Annotated in this window: 22 protein-coding genes and 1 tRNA gene; 7 read left to right on the top strand and 16 right to left on the bottom strand. The window is 57.6% G+C overall.

What is annotated here, in order from left to right; all coding sequences use genetic code 11:
• The first annotated feature begins 17 nt into the window (after positions 1–17).
• The 4 genes from dapF to EH31_RS00215 are packed head-to-tail and all read left to right on the top strand — an operon-like array spanning position 18 to position 3572.
• A complete protein-coding gene (gene dapF / locus EH31_RS00230; RefSeq protein WP_034957374.1) occupies positions 18–830 on the top strand; it encodes a diaminopimelate epimerase in 813 nt (270 codons plus the stop codon).
• Positions 827–2002, top strand: coding sequence for a MiaB/RimO family radical SAM methylthiotransferase (locus tag EH31_RS00225; RefSeq protein ID WP_034957373.1), 1176 nt, complete (start codon positions 827–829; stop codon positions 2000–2002). The genes dapF and EH31_RS00225 overlap by 4 nt, the downstream gene beginning before the upstream one ends.
• Positions 1999–2913 (top strand): signal recognition particle-docking protein FtsY, encoded by a 915-nt coding sequence (gene ftsY / locus EH31_RS00220; protein WP_034957372.1) that lies wholly within the window; start codon positions 1999–2001, stop codon positions 2911–2913. The genes EH31_RS00225 and ftsY overlap by 4 nt, the downstream gene beginning before the upstream one ends.
• Positions 2913–3572 carry an inner membrane-spanning protein YciB gene (locus tag EH31_RS00215; protein ID WP_034957371.1) on the top strand — a complete coding sequence of 220 codons (660 nt, stop codon included), beginning with the start codon at positions 2913–2915 and terminating at the stop codon, positions 3570–3572. The genes ftsY and EH31_RS00215 overlap by 1 nt, the downstream gene beginning before the upstream one ends.
• A gap of 203 nt (positions 3573–3775) precedes the next feature.
• Here the strand turns inward: EH31_RS00215 and EH31_RS00210 are convergent, their stop codons facing one another.
• The 11 genes from EH31_RS00210 to EH31_RS00165 all read right to left on the bottom strand — a co-directional run bounded on the left by EH31_RS00210 (position 3776) and on the right by EH31_RS00165 (position 12407).
• Positions 3776–4009: a hypothetical protein gene (locus tag EH31_RS00210; protein WP_034957370.1), complete on the bottom strand. Its 234-nt coding sequence runs from the start codon at positions 4007–4009 to the stop codon at positions 3776–3778.
• Between the two features lie 41 nt (positions 4010–4050).
• A complete protein-coding gene (locus EH31_RS00205; protein WP_034957368.1) occupies positions 4051–5988 on the bottom strand; it encodes a potassium transporter Kup in 1938 nt (645 codons plus the stop codon).
• Positions 5989–6122: 134 nt separating this feature from the next.
• Positions 6123–6767, bottom strand: coding sequence for a tetratricopeptide repeat protein (locus tag EH31_RS00200; protein ID WP_034957367.1), 645 nt, complete (start codon positions 6765–6767; stop codon positions 6123–6125).
• Positions 6764–7198, bottom strand: a complete 435-nt coding sequence (locus EH31_RS00195) for a cytochrome c-type biogenesis protein (RefSeq protein ID WP_034957366.1) — start codon at positions 7196–7198, stop codon at positions 6764–6766. The genes EH31_RS00200 and EH31_RS00195 overlap by 4 nt, the downstream gene beginning before the upstream one ends.
• Positions 7198–7722, bottom strand: a complete 525-nt coding sequence (locus EH31_RS00190; protein WP_034957364.1) for a DsbE family thiol:disulfide interchange protein — start codon at positions 7720–7722, stop codon at positions 7198–7200. The genes EH31_RS00195 and EH31_RS00190 overlap by 1 nt, the downstream gene beginning before the upstream one ends.
• Positions 7722–9731: a heme lyase CcmF/NrfE family subunit gene (locus EH31_RS00185; RefSeq protein WP_034957363.1), complete on the bottom strand. Its 2010-nt coding sequence runs from the start codon at positions 9729–9731 to the stop codon at positions 7722–7724. Before EH31_RS00185 ends, EH31_RS00190 begins: the two co-directional genes overlap by 1 nt.
• Before the next feature lie 6 nt (positions 9732–9737).
• On the bottom strand, positions 9738–10199 hold the full coding sequence (ccmE, locus tag EH31_RS00180) for a cytochrome c maturation protein CcmE (RefSeq protein ID WP_034957362.1): 462 nt from the start codon (positions 10197–10199) through the stop codon (positions 9738–9740).
• Positions 10196–10336 (bottom strand): heme exporter protein CcmD, encoded by a 141-nt coding sequence (ccmD, locus tag EH31_RS17110; protein ID WP_081853152.1) that lies wholly within the window; start codon positions 10334–10336, stop codon positions 10196–10198. The genes ccmE and ccmD overlap by 4 nt, the downstream gene beginning before the upstream one ends.
• A complete protein-coding gene (gene ccmC, locus EH31_RS00175; protein ID WP_051698823.1) occupies positions 10336–11124 on the bottom strand; it encodes a heme ABC transporter permease CcmC in 789 nt (262 codons plus the stop codon). The genes ccmD and ccmC overlap by 1 nt, the downstream gene beginning before the upstream one ends.
• 86 nt (positions 11125–11210) lie before the next feature.
• Complete coding sequence (locus EH31_RS00170; protein WP_034957361.1) at positions 11211–12245, bottom strand: Leu/Phe/Val dehydrogenase; 1035 nt, start codon at positions 12243–12245, stop codon at positions 11211–11213.
• 85 nt (positions 12246–12330) lie between these two features.
• Positions 12331–12407: transfer RNA gene (locus EH31_RS00165), tRNA-His, on the bottom strand.
• A 234-nt stretch (positions 12408–12641) separates the two neighbouring features.
• Between EH31_RS00165 and EH31_RS00155 the strand changes: the two genes are divergently transcribed.
• Both EH31_RS00155 and EH31_RS00150 read left to right on the top strand, forming a co-directional pair.
• On the top strand, positions 12642–13277 hold the full coding sequence (locus EH31_RS00155; RefSeq protein WP_034957357.1) for a prolyl hydroxylase family protein: 636 nt from the start codon (positions 12642–12644) through the stop codon (positions 13275–13277).
• Positions 13274–13666 (top strand): hypothetical protein, encoded by a 393-nt coding sequence (locus EH31_RS00150; protein ID WP_152553407.1) that lies wholly within the window; start codon positions 13274–13276, stop codon positions 13664–13666. The genes EH31_RS00155 and EH31_RS00150 overlap by 4 nt, the downstream gene beginning before the upstream one ends.
• Before the next feature lie 6 nt (positions 13667–13672).
• Here EH31_RS00150 and EH31_RS00145 read toward each other — a convergent pair whose 3' ends face one another.
• The 5 genes from EH31_RS00145 to bamA all read right to left on the bottom strand — a co-directional run bounded on the left by EH31_RS00145 (position 13673) and on the right by bamA (position 18398).
• On the bottom strand, positions 13673–13999 hold the full coding sequence (locus EH31_RS00145; RefSeq protein ID WP_034957355.1) for a DMT family transporter: 327 nt from the start codon (positions 13997–13999) through the stop codon (positions 13673–13675).
• Positions 14000–14091: 92 nt separating this feature from the next.
• Complete coding sequence (rpmE, locus tag EH31_RS00140) at positions 14092–14316, bottom strand: 50S ribosomal protein L31 (protein ID WP_034957353.1); 225 nt, start codon at positions 14314–14316, stop codon at positions 14092–14094.
• 111 nt (positions 14317–14427) lie between these two features.
• The gene (gene fabZ, locus EH31_RS00135) at positions 14428–14907 is read right to left on the bottom strand and encodes a 3-hydroxyacyl-ACP dehydratase FabZ (protein ID WP_051698822.1); all 480 of its coding nucleotides are present in this window, start codon (positions 14905–14907) and stop codon (positions 14428–14430) included.
• Between the two features lie 27 nt (positions 14908–14934).
• Positions 14935–15630, bottom strand: coding sequence for an OmpH family outer membrane protein (locus EH31_RS00130; protein ID WP_034957350.1), 696 nt, complete (start codon positions 15628–15630; stop codon positions 14935–14937).
• Entirely contained in the window at positions 15630–18398 is a 2769-nt protein-coding gene (bamA, locus tag EH31_RS00125; protein WP_034957348.1) for an outer membrane protein assembly factor BamA, read from the bottom strand. Before bamA ends, EH31_RS00130 begins: the two co-directional genes overlap by 1 nt.
• On the opposite strand from bamA, the gene EH31_RS18050 reads away from it, so the two are divergent.
• Positions 18397–18531, top strand: a complete 135-nt coding sequence (locus tag EH31_RS18050) for a hypothetical protein (protein WP_277813496.1) — start codon at positions 18397–18399, stop codon at positions 18529–18531. The genes bamA and EH31_RS18050 overlap by 2 nt on opposite strands.
• Positions 18532–18548: the final 17 nt, after the last annotated feature.

Genomic DNA, 18548 nt, shown 5'->3' with positions numbered 1-18548 from the left:
ATAAATGCGCTCCCACGATGCGCACGCCCTTCATCAAGATGCACGGACTTGGCAATGATTTCGTCGTGCTTGACGCGCGCGAAATGCCTTTGCCTGCTCTATCTGCACAAATGGCGAGCGCGATTGCCGATCGCCACACCGGTATTGGCTGCGATCAGTTGATCGTGCTGGAGCCAAGCGAGGCCCATGCCTTCACAATGCGGATATACAATTCGGACGGCGGCGAGGTCGAAGCGTGCGGCAATGCGACCCGCGCTGTGGCTTTGCTTCATGGAGAAGCGGCCACGATTGAAACCGCTGGAGGGGTGGTCCTGGCGCTTGAGCCGTCTGAGGGCGGAGCAACGGTGGACATGGGCAAGCCGCGTTTTGAGTGGGACGCAATCCCGCTCGACTATGCGATGGACACTTGCGCCATGCCGGTTGGCTGGGGCGAATTGGAAAATCCTGCTGCGGTGAATGTCGGCAACCCGCACGTGATCTTCTTTGTCGAGAATGCGGACGCGGTAGACCTGGCCGCGATTGGGCCTGAGATCGAACACGACGCCCTTTTCCCGGCCCGCGTGAACGTCAATGTGGCGAGCCTTGTTGGCCCCGATCATTTGAAACTTCACGTGTGGGAACGCGGCGCTGGCCTGACGCGCGCCTGCGGTACGGGGGCCTGCGCAACCGCTGTTGCAGCGATCCGTCGCGGTCTTGTTGGCAACAGGGTCACCGTCACCCTCCCCGGCGGCGACCTCATCATCGAATGGCGAGAGCGCGAGAGCATCCGTATGACCGGCCCTGCGGCTGAGAGTTTTCGCGGCGAGTTTAACTGGGATGACTTTGCGTGAGCGGTGCTGAAGTCATCTCCTTGGGCTGCCGCCTCAATATCGCTGAGAGTGAGCGCATGAAGGCAATGCTCGGCGATGCTGGCGACGTTGTGGTCATCAATTCGTGCGCCGTCACATCCGAGGCCGTGCGCCAGACCCGCCAGGCGATCCGCAAAGCCCGCCGCGAGCGTCCTGATGCGCGCCTTATGGTGACAGGATGCGCCGCCGATATCGAACGCGAGCAATTGGCCGACATGCCCGAGGTTGACGGCCTGATCGCCAATGAGCGCAAGTTAGACCCGCGCGTGTGGAATGTGCCTCTGCCAGAGGCCCCTCCCCCGCCAACGCGCACCAGAGCCTTTATCGCGGTGCAGAACGGGTGCGACCACGCCTGCACCTTCTGCGTCATCCCGCAGGGGCGCGGGAAAAGCCGCTCGATGACCATCACCGAGGTCCTGCGCGAGGTGGAGCATCACCTTGAACTTGGCGCGAAGGAAGTCGTGCTGACCGGCGTTGATGTGACCAGTTGGGGCCATGACCTGCCCGATACGCCGCCTTTGGGCGCGCTGGTTGAGGCTGTGCTTGACCGCTTCCCCGCCCTTGAACGCCTGCGGATGTCATCGCTTGACGGGATCGAGATTGACGACGTGCTGTTTGAGCTTTTCGCGAGCGAAGAGCGCCTGATGCCGCACCTGCACCTGTCGATGCAGCATGGCCACGATCTGATCCTCAAACGCATGAAGCGCCGCCATCTTCGCGGTGATGCGGTTGATCTGGTCCAACGCCTCAAGGCGCGGCGCCCGGACATTGCCATTGGCGCAGACCTGATCGCCGGTTTCCCGACCGAGAGCGATGCGCACCACGCCGCCAACCTTTCGATCATCGAAGAGCTGGATATCGTCCACGGCCACATCTTCCCCTATTCACCGCGCCCCGGCACGCCAGCAGCGCGTATGCCGCAATTGGACCGCGCGATTGTAAAGGCCCGCGCGGCTGAGCTTCGCAATGCCGTGAAGGCCCGCCGCACGGCTTGGCTGAACACGCTTGTGGGCGAAACTCTCCCAGTCCTCGCCGAAAGAGACGGCACCGGCTATGCCCCCAATTACGCGCGGGTAACATGCCCGCCAAACGCCAATCCGGGCGAGATCATACCCCTCACCCCGCACGCCCTTGAAGGAGGAATGCTCACATGACGCAGAGCTGGAGCGAACGGCTCTTTAGCGGCTTTCGCAAGACCTCTGAGCGTATCGGCAGCAATCTGACGGGTGTTGCGACGCGCCTTGATGATGCGACGCTGGATGATCTGGAAGATGCGCTGATCATCTCGGACCTGGGGCCAGCGGCAGCTGCGCGCATTCGTCAAAAACTGTCGGACAAGAGCTTTGGTCTCGAGATCACTCAACAAGAATTGAAAGAGGCGGTCGCAGAGGAAATTGCAGAGATCCTGCGCCCTGTGGCAAAGCCGCTGGAAATCACCGCATTCCCGCGTCCCCAAGTCATCCTTGTGATCGGGGTCAATGGTTCTGGCAAAACCACCACCATCGCCAAACTCGCCCACCTCTTTACCGAGGATGACTACGGCGTGCTTCTGGCAGCAGGCGACACCTTCCGCGCCGCCGCGATTGGACAGCTTGCCACATGGGCTGAGCGCGCTGGCGTGGACCTTGTACGAGGGCCAGAGGGCGGCGATCCTGCCTCCATCGTGTTTGACGCGGTGAAACAGGCGACCGACACCGGAATTGATGCGTTGATCGTGGACACCGCCGGGCGTCTTCAGAACAAGAAAGAGCTGATGGAAGAGCTTGCCAAAATCCGCCGGGTTCTGGGCAAGTTGAACGAGGAGGCCCCGCATGATGTGGTCCTGGTCCTCGACGCCACAAACGGCCAGAACGCACTCAGCCAAATCGACGTGTTCAAGGAAGTGGCGGGCGTCACCGGCCTCATCATGACCAAGCTCGACGGCACCGCGCGCGGCGGCGTTCTGGTCGCTGCGGCCGAGCAATATGGCCTTCCCATCCACGCGATTGGCGTTGGCGAAAAAATGGAAGACCTTCGCCCGTTCGACCCCGATCTGGTCGCGCGCGTGATTGCAGGGGTTGCCTGATGAACGAGACCACTGAGACAAAGAAGCAAGGATCGGGCTGGCTCAATGTGGCGGTCGATTACGGCCCGCTGCTCGTGTTCCTTGGCGTGTACCGCTGGAACGCGCCTGCTGAGCCCAGTGCAGCAAGCGAACTTCTCGCCATCATCTATGGCACTGGCGCTTTTATGGTCGCCGCCGTCGCCGCCCTGCTCTTCTCCAAATTTCGCCTCGGCAAAATCTCGCCCATGTTGTGGCTCTCCACCGCATTGATCGTAGGCTTCGGCGCGCTGACGATCTTCTTTGGCGATCCGGTCTTCGTGCAATTGAAGCCGACCATCATCTATGCCTTTTTCGGCGTGGCGCTGCTGGTCGGATTTTTCAAAGGGAAAGCCCTCCTCAAAATCCTGCTCGAAGCTGCGTTTGAGGGGCTTTCGGAAGAAGGCTGGCTCAAACTCTCGCGCAATTGGGGCGTGTTTTTCCTGCTGCTTGCAGGGCTCAACGAAGGTTTACGCGCCTATCTCGATTTCGAAGGCTGGCTGTGGGCAAAGCTCTGGGTATTCCTGCCGCTCACCTTCCTCTTCACCTTCACGCAATTGCCGATGCTGCTCAAGCACGGGCTCGATGTGGGGCAGGATGAGGAAGACAAAGGCGATAAAAAAGAGAGCGCAAAAGGCGAATAAAAGAGGCCCTGATCGCGGCGCTTTCCTACTTGTGAAAAGGCCGCGATACTGCCGTCCGCTCTTTCACAAGTGAATCTCGTTTTTGCGCTCTGCCGCAAATGTGTCTCATAGGATTTTGCCTACAAGATACCATTTTTCAGCGGTTTAACCCATTTCGTGTTGGACCCTATGAGACACCGGTGTCTCATAGGCCCGGTGCAAGCTTACTGAGAAGTGCCAGAATCGCCGCCATATCCAAGGCGCAAATATGCCGCCATCGCCGCTTTGAGAAAGTCTTCGGCGTCCTCGTGAGAGAAAAGAATCCCGACATCCTTGAAGTTCAGAAACAGCCGGTCGCCATCTCCGGTGAAAGTGGTGGTGCCAATCGAAATGACCGCCTCACCCTCAAGCTTGGCATGATCGCGCACGGTGCGTTTGAAATCGACTTTCGTGGGCATAAGCGGCTCCCCCTGAATACTTCGATTCCGAGCCCGTGGCTCTAAATCTCGACCTGACTGCCCAATTCCACCACGCGGTTTGTGGGCAGTTTGAAGAAGTCCATCGCGCTGGCTGAATTCCTCAGCATCCAGGCAAATATCTTCTCTCGCCAGATCGACATTCCCGGCTTGTCGCTGGCCAGCAAAGTCTGGCGCGAGAGGAAGAAGCTGGTGTGCATCATGTCGAAATGCCCGCCGCAATAGACGCCCATGCTTTTAAGACCCTCGGGCACATTGGTGTCTTCCATAAAGCCATAGCGCAGCACCGCGCGGTAGAAGCCATCGCCCATGTCGGTGTATTCGCACCGTTTGTCAGGATCGACATAAGGTTCGTCCTGAATGTCGACGGTGAGGATCACGACCCGTTCGTGAAGGACCTTATTGTGTTTGATATTGTGGAGCAGCGCGGAGGGCACGCCTGCCTGACTGCTCGCCATAAAGATCGCAGTTCCCGGTACGCGTAGTGCAGAGTTTTTGGCGGACTTGGCGAAAATCTCCATCGGGAGTGCACCCTCGCTCATCCTGGCCCGCATCAACTTGCGACCGCGCGCCCATGTGGTGAGAAGGGTGAACGCCACAAAACCAACGGCCAGCGGGAACCAGCCACCGTCCGGCACCTTGGTCAGGTTGGCTGCAAAGTACGCTCCGTCGACAATCAGGAAGAGCAGCACAACCGGCGCTGCGTACCACCATTTCCACTTCCACACGCTGATCAGCAAAAACGCCATCAGAAGCGTGTCGATAGTGACCGCACCGGTCACCGCGATGCCGTAAGCGCTTGCAAGGCTGGACGAGTTCTGGAACGTCAGCACCAGCAGGATCACCGCCACCATCAGCGCCCAATTGACGACTGGAATGTAAATCTGGCCGCCCTCGGTCTCAGACGTGTGAAGGATTGAAAGGCGCGGCATAAAGCCCATCTGCACCGCTTGATGAGTGATCGAGAACGCGCCCGAGATCACCGCCTGGCTAGCGATAAAGGTCGCAAGCGTAGCGAGAAACACCAGTGGCAAGCGCCACTCTTCGCTTGCCAAAAGGAAGAACGGGTTCTGGACCACAACGGCGGCTTGATCCGCGGGAAGCCCGGCGATCATCGCGCCTTGGCCAAAATAGTTGAGAAGAAGGCACGGCATGACAAAGCCGAACCACGACAAGCGCATCGGTCCGCGGCCAAAGTGCCCCATGTCTGAATACAGCGCCTCGGACCCCGTCACAGCGAGGACCACAGCGCCCAATGCAAGAAAGGCGACAAAGCCATCGGTTACAAAGAACATGACAGCGTAATAGGGGTTGAGCGCCCACAAGATGTCGGGGTTCTGGAGGATCTGCCATCCACCTAACCCTGCAAGCACGGTGAACCAAACGATCATAACCGGCGCGAACAAAGCGCCCACTTTCGCTGTCCCGCGAGCCTGGAGCATGAAGAGGAACACGAGCAGACCCAGCGCAATCGGGATCACATATTGCTTGAGCCCCGCATCCACAACGGTCAGTCCCTCAACCGCTGAGAGAACGGAGATCGCCGGCGTAATCATGGAATCGCCGTAGAATAGCGAAGTCGCAAACACGCCCAGCAGGACCACCATCCAACCATAGGACGATTTGCCCATATGCCGCGATAACAGCGCCACGAGAGCGAGCGAACCGCCCTGCCCTTTGTTGTCGGCGCGCATCAGGATGGTCACATATTGGATCGACACCACAAGCAGCATCGACCAGAAAATGAGGCTAACGACACCAAACACATGCATCCGGTCGATTGCGACATTGGCAGTGCCCGCAAAAGTCTCACGGAAAGCGTAAAGCGGGCTGGTCCCGATATCGCCAAAAACGATACCAATCGCGCCGACCGCAAGTGCGGCTTTAGAGCCGCCGTGCGCGTGCCCGCTGGAGTGCGTATCCAGCGAAGAGCCTTCTGGTGTTGCTGAGGTTTCGCTCATGGTGTGCGATTATCCCGTATCGTGGCTTGACCGGCGAGACTCAGTTGTGTCTTCACCCGTTCAAGGCCGCGCGCTCTACCACCGAGGATGTGGCCCTGCAACTCTGGTCTAGGGACAAGTCCCTATCGGAGCATTTATTGAAGCATGGGCGCATTGGCGATCATCTGATCGAGGCGAGCAACTCGGTTTTCAATTTCCTCTTTCCAAGGCGCATCATCGGGCGAGTTTTCAAGCAACCGCCCCCAAATGTCGCGCGCGGCAACGATCTGGCCCGTTTGCAAGAGAGATGTACCAAGGAAAAAGTCCGGCCCCGGATTGGACGGATCAATTTCCCGCGCCTTTCCATAGGCATAGTTGGCAGCAGGCGTGACAAACCCCTCTGCATGACCGGTCAGGGCCATGCCGAGCGCAAGCCAACCTTCAAGGTGATTGGGGTTTTCACGAAGACCCTTGCGCAGGAGCGCAGCGGCCTGGTCAAACTTGCCACGGCGCGCAAAGCCATCGGACAAGGTGAGATAATCGGGCTTGGCCTGGCTTGGGTCAAACAAGGCACGGCGCGCTTCGACCATTTCCTCGCCTGATTGGGCTTCGACTTGCGTTTCAGGCTGCTTGGGGCTGCCGCGCTGTCCAGGAGACCCGGCCCAGGTGTATCCCACAAGGCCAAGCAAAAGCGCTGCTCCGAAGACGGCGAAACCTTGTTTGGGCATCCGCAAGTAGAAAGCCGCGATTGCAAAACTCACCAGAGTGAGCGCGAGAATGGCAAGCCATTGACCGATCATGCCGCACCATCCGCATGTGAGCCGCGTTTGCCAAGACGGCGCAATAACACAAGGCCGACCAGGGCCAGCAACAGCAGCGGGATGGCGAACAACGGCCACGTGGTGCTGCTCACCGTGGGCTCATAGCTGACATAGTCGCCATACCGCTGCGTCAGCCAATCGCGCACTTCATCCGCGCTTTCGCCAGCAAGAAGGCGCGAGCGGACCTGATGGCGCATATCGCCAGCCATTGGAGCATCGCTATCGGCGATACTTTGCGACTGACATTTCAGGCAGCGCAGCGTGTGCATCAGCGCCGTCGCCTCAGCCTCTAATGCCGGGTCTTCAAGCTGGGTGTAAGCGTATGGCGCAGGCGGCATACCCGACTGGGCAGCAACCGGTCCGGTAAGCTGCACTGCAATGAGAGCCAAAAGCGCAATGAAAAGCCGCATCAACCCGCCTCCTCAAGCTTTTCCAAAAGCAGATCGACGTGGTTTTCACGAATATCGCCAATGTGTTGGTATCGGATGTTTCCCTCTGCATCGATCACGTAAGTCTCCGGGACACCAGAGGCCCCCACAGCGAGCATAAGCTCCGAAATGTCATCGGCTCCGATGCGGGTGTAGGGATTTCCATAACGCGAAAGGAAGCCCGAAACAGCCTCTGGCCGGTCGCGCACGGCGATGCCGATAATCTCGACACCTTCTTCCTTAAGGCGTTCAAGGTGCGGTGCCTCAGCGATGCAGGGAACGCACCAGCTGGCCCAGATGTTGAGAAGCTTGGGCTTTCCGCCAACAAAATCGGCGCGCGATGCGCCTGGCATTCCGTCCAGCGCAGGTGGAAGCTCGAACTCGGGCAAAGCCTGCTCAACCATCTGCGACGGAATTGCCGTTTGTTTAGGCTTGGTCAGTTGATAGCCAGCCACCCCTGCAAAAAACAGGAACAGGGCAAGCGGGATGAGATACAAAAGGCGCATTATTCCGCAGGCTCCGGCGCGGCGCTGCTGCCAATGGCTTCAGCGTCCTCGCGGCGCTCTTTCCCGCGCTTGATCGCCGAGCGGCGCCTGAGATCGACCTGCAAACGGCCAATGATCGACAAGACCCCGCCAAACGCGATGAGCAAGCCGCCGTACCAGATGAAAGTCACAAACGGTTTCCACCAGATACGCAGCTGCCAGCGCGGATTGCCGTTTGCATCGACGCCTGCAGAATCGCCAATTACTGCGTAGAGTTGTCCGTCCCAGGTGGTGAGAAGTGCGCTTTCACTAGTGGCTTGAGAAGGCGCCCAGAAATTGCGCGCCTGCGGGGTGAGAAGCACGCTTTCCCCGTCGCCGCGCGTTGCAATGACGCGCGCTTCGACCGCGGTCCAGTTGGGCCCTGCAATAGGATCGACGCTTTCAAGCTCGATTGTCCAGTCTGCGACTTGCTCTTGCCCACCAGCAGAAACCGCTGCGAGCTTTTCGGCTGTAAATGCGCTTTCGCTTGCCATGCCAAAGAGTGAGACTGCGACGCCAAAATGCGCCATCACCATGCCATAAGTCGCGGTTGGAACACGCGAAAGCTTTCGTCCGCGAAGAGGAAGGAGCGCAGCAACGCCAAGAGCGGCCGCAAAGGCAAGGCCAAGGATCGGCAAGAAGCCATAGCTGCCAAAGAATGCGACCAGTGCGATGACCGAGATCGCAATGGCGGCAAGCATCATCATCTCAAACTGAATGCGTGCGGGCTTATCGTCTTTCCAGCGAAGGAGCGGGCCAATGGCCATCACCACAAACATCGGGATCGCGAAGATTGCGCCTGCCGGGTTGAAGTATGGTGGCCCAACCGAAACGCGCACATCGAACACCTCGGTAAAGACCGGGTAGAGCGTGCCCAGAAGCACAATCGCAAGGATCGCTGAAAGCATCACATTGTTAAAGACCAGAGCGCCCTCGCGGCTTGTCGCGGTAAAACGCTTTCCTTCTGCGATATACCCTGCCCGCATTGCGAAGATCACCAAAGCGCCGCCAATATACAGCCCAAGAAGCGCAAGGATAAAGCTCCCGCGCTCTGGATCGACGGCAAAGGCGTGGACGCTGGTGATGACGCCGGACCGCACCAGGAAGGTGCCAAGCATCGACATGGAGAATGCAAGAACGCCCAGCATGATGGTCCATGTGCGCAGCGCATCGCGCGCGGCCAGAACGCTGACCGAATGGAGCAATGCGGTCGCTGCAAGCCACGGCATGAGCGAGGCGTTTTCAACCGGGTCCCAGAACCACCAGCCACCCCAGCCAAGCTCGTAATACGCCCAGTAAGAGCCCGCCGTAATGCCAAAGGTGAGGAACACCCAGGCACCCAGAACCCATGGCCGCATGACTTTGGCAAAGTCTGGCGTCACTTGTTTGGTGATAAGCGCGCCCATGCAAAGGCTGAACGCAACTGACAGTCCAACATAGCCAATGTAAAGCGTTGGCGGGTGGATCGCGAGGCCAATGTCTTGCAACAGCGGGTTCAGACCAGAGCCCTCTGGAGCTGGCAGCGGCAGACGTTCAAACGGATTGGAAGAGATCAAAAGGAAGCTGTAAAAGCCAAGCGCAACAAAGCCTTGAACGCTTAAAGTGGCTGACATGGTCTTTTCAGGCAGGCGCCGCTCTAACCCTGCAAGAAGCCCACCAGACAGCGCCAGCACCGCCACCCACAAAAGCATGGAGCCCTCGTGGTTTCCCCAAGTGCCCGTCAGCTTATAGATGAACGGCTTCATCGAATGTGAGTTGGTTGCAACCAGCTTGATCGACAAATCGGTGATCGCAAAGGCATAGAGCAGGAGGAAAAAGGCCAGCGTTGCAAGAAAAGCCTGCACGACCGCTGCAGGCCTTGCCAAAGCGACAACGCCCGCATTCGCGTTTTTGAGGCCCATTTCTCTAAGCCCGAGCGCCCCTGCCACCATCTGCAGCACAGCAAGAGCCGTGGCGAGCCATAGGGCAGCGTGTCCCAGTTCAGCTATCATGTGATCTTATTTCAACCCCGCCACGGTTTCTGCATAGCTGTCTGATTTCTCGTGTCCTTCAAGCCCTTCCAGCTCACGCGGCACGTAGTTTTCATCGTGCTTGGCCAGAAGATTGGTCGCAAGGAAAGTGCCGTCGGATTGCAAAGACCCTTCGGCAACAACGCCCGAGCCTTCGACGAATAGGTCTGGCAAAATCCCACTATACGTCACGGGGATCATGTCGTCGGTGTTGCCGGTGACGAGGAAATTGACGGTAATCCCATCTTCGGCGGTCTTGATGGATTCGGCGGCGACCATACCGCCCAAACGCACCGCTTGACCGACCGCAGGTGGCTCTGCTGCCATCTGTTCGGGCAGATAAAAATAGTTGGCCTGGCTGCGCAATGCCCAAGCCGCGATCAGGCCCGCTGCCACAATCGCGATCAGAGCAAGGATGACCAAAGTCATGCGCTGGTGTTTCGCCTTCATTTGCGTTTCAACTCCTCACGGCGCTTTTCCGCCTTGCGCATGGCTTGATAACTCCATGCAATCAGAAAGCCCATGGCCAGAGCGCCAATAGCATAAGCGCCGATCACGAAGGGCCAATGGTCCAATGCCTCACGCATTACGCGGTCTCCATTCCGGACGGTGTGACGCCTGTCACATTATCGGGCGCCACATTATCGGGCGCCACATCTTCATCAAGCGCCCGCCGACGCAGGCGCGCCTCAACCTGCTGCTCTGCGATCAAAGCCCGCATGCGCATCAGCACAATGGCTCCGAACAAAAGCGAAAAGCCCAGGGTAGAAATGAGAAGTGGCCACAAATACTCTGGATCAATCGCGCTCTTGCCAGCTGTAAGGCTTGGCGGTTGGTGAAGAGAATTCCACCACACGACTGAACGATTGATGATCGGCACAATAATCGCGCCCACAATGCCGAGAATCGCAGGGATTTTGGGCGATCCGCCTTCGCGCGCGGTTGCCTGAGCCAGCGCGATGTAGCCGCCGTAAAGGAACAGAAGCACCAACATGCTGGTCAGGCGTCCGTCCCATTCCCACCAAGTGCCCCAAGTGGGCCGTCCCCAGATGGAGCCGGTGGCCAGACAAATGCCGGTAAACACCATGCCAGGCACCGCAATTGCGCGCGCAGAAAGGCCTGCGAGCGGGTGCTTCCATATCAAAAGTGCAGCAGAGGAAATCGCAATCCCGGTCCATCCGCCCATGCCAAGCCATGCTGCTGGCACGTGGATAAACAGAATGCGGACGGTTTCGCCCATCAAGCGGTCAGGTGGGACAACCAACAGGCCCCATGCGATAGATCCAACAACCATCACCAACCCGCCCCAAAACAGGAGCGGTGTCATCCAGCTTGCGAGCGACAAAAATCGCTTAGGGTTCGCGTAAATATGCAACGGACATATACCTCTTGCGACCCGTCATAGAGCGCTCAGCGGACCTAGCAAGAGCGCAAACTTTGCAACAGCACTCGCAAATGTACTTATGCGCGGCCAATAAGTTCCTGAGCCATGCGATCAGCGACGACATCCGGTGATTGGCCTGAAGTATCGCTTTCGTCCCAAACTTGGGAAAGACGACCTGGAATACGATCAATGCGCGCGTTGATTTCATCGTCATCGGCATTATCGACATGGCGCAGGACATTGATGATCCCGCCTGCATTGATCACATAATCGGGCGCGTACAAAATGCCGCGATCCCTCAGCATTGCGCCTTCGCTGCCGGTTGCGAGTTGGTTGTTGGCTCCGCCAGCGACCACTTTGGCCTTGAGCGCGTCGATTGATTGTTCAGTTATGATCGCGCCCAAAGCATTGGGGCTGATAATATCGGCTTCGGCTGCGAGTATTTGGTCAGCGGAAACGGCGGTGCCGCCCAATTCCTCTGCCATCGCGGTGGCACGGTCCCGATTGATGTCAGCAAGGGTCAGTTCGGCCCCCTCAGCAGCCAGGTAACGCGCAAGACCTCCGCCAACGCTGCCCAGGCCTTGAATGGCGACGCGCACGCCGCGCATGTCGCCCGCGCCCAGAGCGCGCTGAGCCGCCGCTTTCACTCCCAGAAACACACCGCGCGCCGTATACGGCCCCGGATCACCGCCCTGCCCCGGAAGGCCTGCGACATGGTCGGTGTTCGCTTTTAGAGCGACCATATCGTCCTGCGACATCCCAACGTCCTGCGCAGTGATATAGCGCCCGCCAAGCCCTTCGACAGCGCGGGCAAACGCCGCCAACATTTCAGGCGTCTTGGTGCGCGCTTCATCTGCGAGCAGCACAGCCTTGCCACCGCCAGCAGGAAGGCCCGCCATTGCGTTCTTGTAGCTCATGCCGCGCGACAAACGCAGCGCATCGCGAAGACCGTCTTTGGGGTTTGGGTAATGCCAAAAGCGCGTACCGCCCGCTCCTGGACCCAAATGGGTCGAGTGGACCGCAATAATCGCTGTGAGACCCGATGCATGATCGCGCACAAAGTGCACGAATTCATGGTCATCAAAATCGGCTTCGGTCCAAAAAGCAGTCATAAATCAGGGCCCCCGGCGTCATCGGCGCATATTTCGCGCGCGGCTTAACCAAGCCCTTGAAAAGGGGCAGTCCAAAGGGGGAAAATGGGGCGATCGAGGGGTCTCGAACCCCCGACCTCCGGTACCACAAACCGGCGCTCTAACCAACTGAGCTACGATCGCCACATGCCCCGCTTCCTTTGGGTGACCATGTTGGTCCTTTGCCAAGTCGCGCTGCGTTGCGCGCCATTGCTCGAAGAACTGCCAAGGTCAAGACCGCTGTGTGCGGGCGCGAGCCAATTGCACAATGTCGCCAGCATTGGAAGCGAAAACTGCCATCAATCGCACTTTGCGCAATAATGTTACGTCGGCAAGAAAGCTTGCCTTGAACAGTCATCCACTTAACAATGCGAAAGCATGGGTGTGCTGACCGATTCTGTACTGGACAAGCTTGTGCGGCGCGAGGGTATCCAGCGCATTCCCCACCCCGCGATTGAGCTTTTTCAAGCACGAGATTTCCTCACCCCTGACCATTGCCAGCAATTGATGGCGATGATCGATCATGACCGGCGGCCCAGCACGATCGCGGACCCCAATGGCGATGATTACTTTCGCACCAGCGAAACCTGCGACCTCGCGCGAAAGGACCCGGTTGTGCAGAAGCTCGACGCGCTTTTGCATGATCTCAACGGCATTGACCCTTCGTTGGGTGAGCCGGTTCAGGGGCAACGCTATGACGTGGGACAGGAGTTCAAACCGCACACCGACTATTTCACTCCGGGCACAGCGGATTTCAAGAAATTCTGCAGCGATTCTGGCCAGCGCACATGGACCTTTATGATCTATTTGAACAAGGTCGAAGCCGGCGGCGCAACTCGGTTCAAAGTCGTGGGCAAGACCTTTCAGCCCGAAGTTGGAAAGCTCCTATGCTGGAACAACAAACGCCCCGACGGAGAGCTAAACCCCAACACGCTTCACCATGGAATGAAGGTGCGCAAAGGCGTGAAATACGTCATCACCAAATGGTACCGGGAAAGGGAGTGGCCGTGGTGAAAGAGCATGTGTTGAAAGGATGGCGTAAATGGGCACTTGCCGCAGTTCTGGTGCTCAGCGCTCTGGTGGCAATTGCATGGCAGCCGATCATGCTCGGCATAGCTGCTGCAAGAAGCGAACGTCCCCCAGAAGTCCTTCGCGATTTTTCGTGGCCCGACAAGCTTCAGATCGACCATTTCGCGCAGGCATTCCCAGTGGGCACCGGCGAGGCCGAGCTAATTGAATGGCTCGAAACGCATAAATTCAATCTCGATGCTGAGGCAAAGAATGCAGAGCGCGAGTATCCGGGGATCCCCTGCCTTTATGGATATGAAATCGAATGGGCCAGCGACAACGGTAAACTGACCAAACCGGCATCTGCAACGCTTGTTGACTACGCTTGCATGTAAGCCGTCCTACCCATGCTGAACGCTCAGGTTTAGTCCTACTGCCCCGATCAAGATCATCGCGATAAAGCCAAATTGCAGCGCGCTTAGCCGTTCATCAAAGGCGAACAGGCCGATCATACTGATCGCGACAATCCCGCAGCCTGACCAAATTGCATAGGCAATCCCAACCGGGATTACCTTTACCGCAGGTGCAAGCATCCAGAAGCTGAGCGAATAGGCGGCAAGCGAGGCCACGCCCCATTGCCATTTTTCAAAACCCGATGAGAGCTTGAGGAAAAAGGTGCCGGTCACCTCGAAGGCAATGGCAAGGCTCAGAAATATCCATGCGTTCATCGCTGAACGCTTACACCGGCGTGAGCCGAACCGCCAAAAAGAAAGGGCGGCCCCGACAGGACCGCCCTCTTTCGTTTCAGATCGGAAGCCGCTTACTTCTTGAGAGTAAGGCCGCCAAAACGCTTGTTGAACGCAGCCACACGGCCACCTTCTTGAATTTGACGGTTGCCGCCGGTCCAAGCCGGGTGACTTGTCGGGTCAATTTCAAGTGCGAGCGTCTCGCCTTCGCTGCCCCAGGTGGAGCGCGTTTGAAATTCGGTGCCATCGGTCATTTTGACCGTGATCATGTGATATTGTGGGTGCCCTTCGGCTTTCATCGTCTTTATCCTTGTGAGCGTTCGCCGGTACCGACCGGAGGAGCTATAAAACTGGAAGAAGCGGCGCACATAACGCCGCCCCCGAAAATTGCAAGAGGCGAAGATGTACGCTTAGTCTTTTGGCGGGTCAGCAATCATCGCGGTGAATTCGCATTCACACGTCGTTTTGCCCTCCACACTGGCCTTGCCCTTGAACTTGTAGATAGTGCGGCGCTGTTGAAGAAATTCAACCTCAAGGTCGAGGAGACAGCCCGGCGTCACAGGGGCGCGGAATTTCGCCCCGTCAATACCCATGAAGATCACAAGCTTGCCAGTCCCGGAAAGACCAAGCGTTTCAATTCCAAGGATTGCCGCCGCTTGCGCCAAGGCCTCGATCTGAAGCACGCCGGGCATGATGGGAGCGCCGGGGAAATGCCCCTGGAAGAACTCCTCATTCATGCTCACGGCCTTCACCGCGTGGATGCGCTCATTCAGATGAATTTCGCGCACCCGATCCACCAACAAAAGCGGATAGCGGTGCGGCAGAGCCTTGAGGATTTTGTGAATGTCATAGTCGGTGATCGGCTGCGACGTACTCTGGTCTTCGCTCATACTCTGCCCCCTGCTTTTTCGCGCGGCTTAGCGGCCCGAAGGCGCTGCAGCTGGCTGCTGTTGCTGCTGCTGTGCGGCTTGCTGCTGCTGAATAAACTGAGCTGTGAGAAGCGTTTGCTGAATTTCCTGGAAGATCTGCGCTGACTGACGCTGAGGACGCCAATCTGCGGGTGGAACGATCTGAACAGACGGCACACGTGTGTTCAGCGCGCTTGTGACAAGCTGAGTAATATCAGCGCCTTCCGCTGCAAATTGGAGAGTGTCAGGCTGTACAACAAGCACGATCCGCTGCTGAGTTGTAACGTCTGTAAGAGCCGCTGGATACTGAGCCAAAATCTGCTCAACAGCAAAGATACGCGCGCCGTTCACCTGACCGGTGAGTGCTGCGACTTCCTGTTCGAGCGTCTGAATTTGCGCAAAATTCGACGCGCCCTGGACGGCTGGCACCTCAGCATCATCAAGCTGACCGTTGCCGTTGGCGTCAAACGGCTGAAGCAGCGTTGTGAGCTCCTGCTGTTTTGCAGTGCGCTGCTGGATTTGAGCTGAATAGGTCGTGCCGATCTGGTTGTATGCGGTCTGAAGCGCAGTTGAACCAATGATCGCGCGGCTGACATCAGCGGTCGCGAGACGGCCTTCGACTTGAGCAGTTGCTGGCGTAGCAGCAGCGAAAGTAGCGCAAGCGGCAAGAGCGGCCGCGCGCAGTGTCGTGGTGAAACGGGTCATTAGAATTGTGTTCCTACGTTAAACGTGAGTACTTGATCGTCGTCGCCTTCGACCTTGCGGATCGTTTGGGCGAAGTCGATACGGAAGGGGCCAAAGGGTGAATTCCAGTTCACACCGATCCCTGCGGTTATGCGAGGGCTGGAAGAGTCTCCAACGAAAATCTCGCGAACATTGTTTGAGCTAACCGCGTTTGGCGTCACGCCATCAGACGCGATTGGATTGAGAGTATCAATGAAGTTGACCGATACGATTGGATTGCCGTTGCCATCAAATGTAGGGTTACCATTATCATCAAGGATCGGCGTCTCAATACGCTCTGCGAATACTGCGGTGCTATCCAGTACGGGTGTTTCAAGCCCCCAAAGCGCGCCCACATCAACCCAAACTGACGGACGAAGGCCCAACTCTCGTGCGCCTGAGCCCAGCGGGATCTCAATTTCGGCGCGGCCAAGGTAGTAATAACGGCCGCCAAGCGCGTCATCACGCTGTTGGCGCCGTTCCTGATTGAAGAGAACATTGCCGTCATCGTCGAGCAAAGCCAACGAGCTCACATCGGGATTTGGAAGGGCGGCCTGACGCAGCACACGCGGCCCTACACCGCGAATGTCAAAGCCGCGAAACTGTGGCTCACCGAGGAAGAACCGGTCGGTGAGGAACACATCATCAACTCCAATACCTTCGCGCTCTCGCAAAGGAATAACCGCCCCGCCTTCAAGCGAGAGCGAGAAGATAAATCCGGTGTTGAACAGGTTCCAGAACTGACGCCCCTGACCACGGAAACGCAGGTAGCGAACATCACCGCCAAGTCCTGCAAATTCCGTGCTGAGCGACACTTGCCGCCCTGCTGTTGGACGGAAGCCTGAATTCAAAGTGTTATAATTGACGCTAACGCCGACGATCGAGCTGAGGCGATTACCAAGTTGGTCGCAAAGGAAACGGCCGGCGCGTGACGGATCACAAAAGTCATCCGGGCTGTTTCCGAGAATACCGTCATTATTGTTGTCGGTGAAGAAGACGCCTTCATCCAGGCTCACCTCGTCGTAGTTCAGCGTATAGCTGCCGACGAGAGACATGAATTCGGTCAAAGGCACACCTGCACGGAACGCGCCGCCTGTGGTGGACTGTTCAAACGTGTTGTTACGATTGCCGTCGAACCGGTTAAAGCTGTTGAAATCACGGCGGTAAATGTCTGCGCCTGCCGAGATGTTGCGGTCGAACAGATATGGCTCGGTAAAGCTTAGCTGTGCCGAACGCGAAAACTGCGAGAAGTTCAGCGACAGACCAACAGTCTGGCCCCGGCCACGGAAGTTCCGCTGGCGGATGGAGCCTGCGAGAATGAACCGCTCAATCGAGGAGAAGCCAGCTGAGAATTGAAGTTCGCCCGTAGGCTGTTCTTCGACATTGGCCTCAAGCACGATCCGGTCAGGCGCAGAGCCTTCGACCTGGCTCACTTCGAAGTTTTCCTGGAAATATCCAAGCGAGTTGATCCGCGCAGTGGTCCGCTGAACACCAAGCGAGTTAAACGCATCGCCTTCCGACAAGCGGAATTCGCGGCGGATAACCTTGTCCTGGCTCAGCGTGTTGCCGTTCACATCGACACGCTCGACATACACACGCGGCGCCTGACGCAGGATAAAGGTAATATCCATCGTCAAATCTTCGGGATTGCGGTTAAAGCGCGGCTGCACGTCAGCAAATGCGTAGCCAAAGCGGCCTGCAAGCTCGGTCAGCGATTCGACCGTATCCTCAACCGATTTCGCATCGTAAAAACTGCCGGTCTGAATGCCGAGACCCGATGCAAGCGCATCGCTGTCGAAATCGCGCAGCTGGCTGTCCACTTCGACTTCGCCGAAGGTGTAGCGCTCGCCCTCTTCAACCACATAGGTGATGATGAAGTCCTGCTGATCTGGCGTAAGCTCAGCCACAGCCGACACGACGCGGAAATCGGCATAGCCTTCAGTCAGATAGAATTGGCGCAGCTTTTGTTGGTCAAACGCGAGGCGATCAGGGTCGTAGCTGGTGTTGGAGCTGAAGAAACGGAAGAAGCGCGATTGCTTCGTCACCATTTCGCTGCGCAGCTCGCTATCGGAGAACTTCTCGTTCCCGATGATGTTGATCTGACGAACCTTGGATTTGGGCCCCTCGGTGATCTCAAATACGATATCAACGCGGTTCTGCGGAAGAGACACCGCCTGCGGCTCAACGGTGGCGGCAAAACGGCCTTGGCGCTTGTACAGCTCGATAATACGCGCAACGTCTGCGCGCACTTTAGAGCGGGTAAATATCTGGCGCGGGGCAAGTCGGATTTCCGGCAGGATCTTGTCGTTCTTGATGCGCTCATTGCCTTCAAGAACGATGCGGTTGATCACCGGGTTTTCGACCACGGTAATAACGACATTGCCATTTTCGCTAACGATCGAGAAATCGGCAAACAGCTCTGTTGCGCCAAGGTCTTTGAGAGCCTCATCGGCAGCAGCAGAGGTGTATTCCTGACCAACCCGCAAACGAATGTACGAAAGGATTGTCGTTGGCTCCAAGCGCTCCGCTCCGACCACATTGATCGAACGGATCGTGTTCGCAGAAGGAGCAGGTGCCGGAGCCGGTGCTGGCTGAGCAGCGGGAGTGCTATCCTGGGCAAGCGCGCCAACCGGCACACCTGCCAGCATGGTCGCGCCTGTCAGAGCCAACCCAAAGCGGGTGACCGAACTCTTGCTGCCAGCATTATTGAAAGACGCAAGGCCACCGCCTGCTTGCTCACAAAACATCATGGATGAAATATCCCGTCCTACCCGTATTCAATGCGCCTGCCCGAAACGCGACTGGTCCACCCTTGCAGGCCAAACCTTCTCTAAACAGCTTTCGCCTGTGCCCGATGCAGGTCGCAGCGGTCAAGCAGGCTAAGCGCACTATGACCGGGC

The organism is Erythrobacter longus (assembly GCF_000715015.1).
GTDB lineage: Bacteria > Pseudomonadota > Alphaproteobacteria > Sphingomonadales > Sphingomonadaceae > Erythrobacter > Erythrobacter longus.
Note: the sequence above shows the minus strand (reverse complement) of the source record. Positions and strands in the feature narration are given on the sequence as shown.

Excerpts from the sequence above, each read along its gene's own strand:
- EH31_RS00200 (WP_034957367.1), bottom strand. The coding sequence starts at position 6,767 with ATGATCGGTCAATGGCTTGCCATTCTCGCGCTCACTCTGGTGAGTTTT.
- ccmD (WP_081853152.1), bottom strand. The coding sequence starts at position 10,336 with ATGCGTGAGGCATTGGACCATTGGCCCTTCGTGATCGGCGCTTATGCT.
- bamA (WP_034957348.1), bottom strand. The coding sequence starts at position 18,398 with ATGATGTTTTGTGAGCAAGCAGGCGGTGGCCTTGCGTCTTTCAATAAT.
- EH31_RS00185 (WP_034957363.1), bottom strand. The coding sequence starts at position 9,731 with ATGATAGCTGAACTGGGACACGCTGCCCTATGGCTCGCCACGGCTCTT.
- rpmE (WP_034957353.1), bottom strand. The coding sequence starts at position 14,316 with ATGAAAGCCGAAGGGCACCCACAATATCACATGATCACGGTCAAAATG.
- EH31_RS00190 (WP_034957364.1), bottom strand. The coding sequence starts at position 7,722 with ATGCGCCTTTTGTATCTCATCCCGCTTGCCCTGTTCCTGTTTTTTGCA.
- EH31_RS18050 (WP_277813496.1), top strand. The coding sequence starts at position 18,397 with ATGGATGAAATATCCCGTCCTACCCGTATTCAATGCGCCTGCCCGAAA.
- EH31_RS00170 (WP_034957361.1), bottom strand. The coding sequence starts at position 12,245 with ATGACTGCTTTTTGGACCGAAGCCGATTTTGATGACCATGAATTCGTG.
- EH31_RS00210 (WP_034957370.1), bottom strand. The coding sequence starts at position 4,009 with ATGCCCACGAAAGTCGATTTCAAACGCACCGTGCGCGATCATGCCAAG.
- ftsY (WP_034957372.1), top strand. The coding sequence starts at position 1,999 with ATGACGCAGAGCTGGAGCGAACGGCTCTTTAGCGGCTTTCGCAAGACC.
- EH31_RS00205 (WP_034957368.1), bottom strand. The coding sequence starts at position 5,988 with ATGAGCGAAACCTCAGCAACACCAGAAGGCTCTTCGCTGGATACGCAC.
- ccmE (WP_034957362.1), bottom strand. The coding sequence starts at position 10,199 with ATGAAGGCGAAACACCAGCGCATGACTTTGGTCATCCTTGCTCTGATC.
- fabZ (WP_051698822.1), bottom strand. The coding sequence starts at position 14,907 with ATGAGCGAAGACCAGAGTACGTCGCAGCCGATCACCGACTATGACATT.
- EH31_RS00130 (WP_034957350.1), bottom strand. The coding sequence starts at position 15,630 with ATGACCCGTTTCACCACGACACTGCGCGCGGCCGCTCTTGCCGCTTGC.
- EH31_RS00155 (WP_034957357.1), top strand. The coding sequence starts at position 12,642 with ATGGGTGTGCTGACCGATTCTGTACTGGACAAGCTTGTGCGGCGCGAG.
- dapF (WP_034957374.1), top strand. The coding sequence starts at position 18 with ATGCGCACGCCCTTCATCAAGATGCACGGACTTGGCAATGATTTCGTC.
- EH31_RS00215 (WP_034957371.1), top strand. The coding sequence starts at position 2,913 with ATGAACGAGACCACTGAGACAAAGAAGCAAGGATCGGGCTGGCTCAAT.
- EH31_RS00195 (WP_034957366.1), bottom strand. The coding sequence starts at position 7,198 with ATGCGGCTTTTCATTGCGCTTTTGGCTCTCATTGCAGTGCAGCTTACC.
- EH31_RS00145 (WP_034957355.1), bottom strand. The coding sequence starts at position 13,999 with ATGAACGCATGGATATTTCTGAGCCTTGCCATTGCCTTCGAGGTGACC.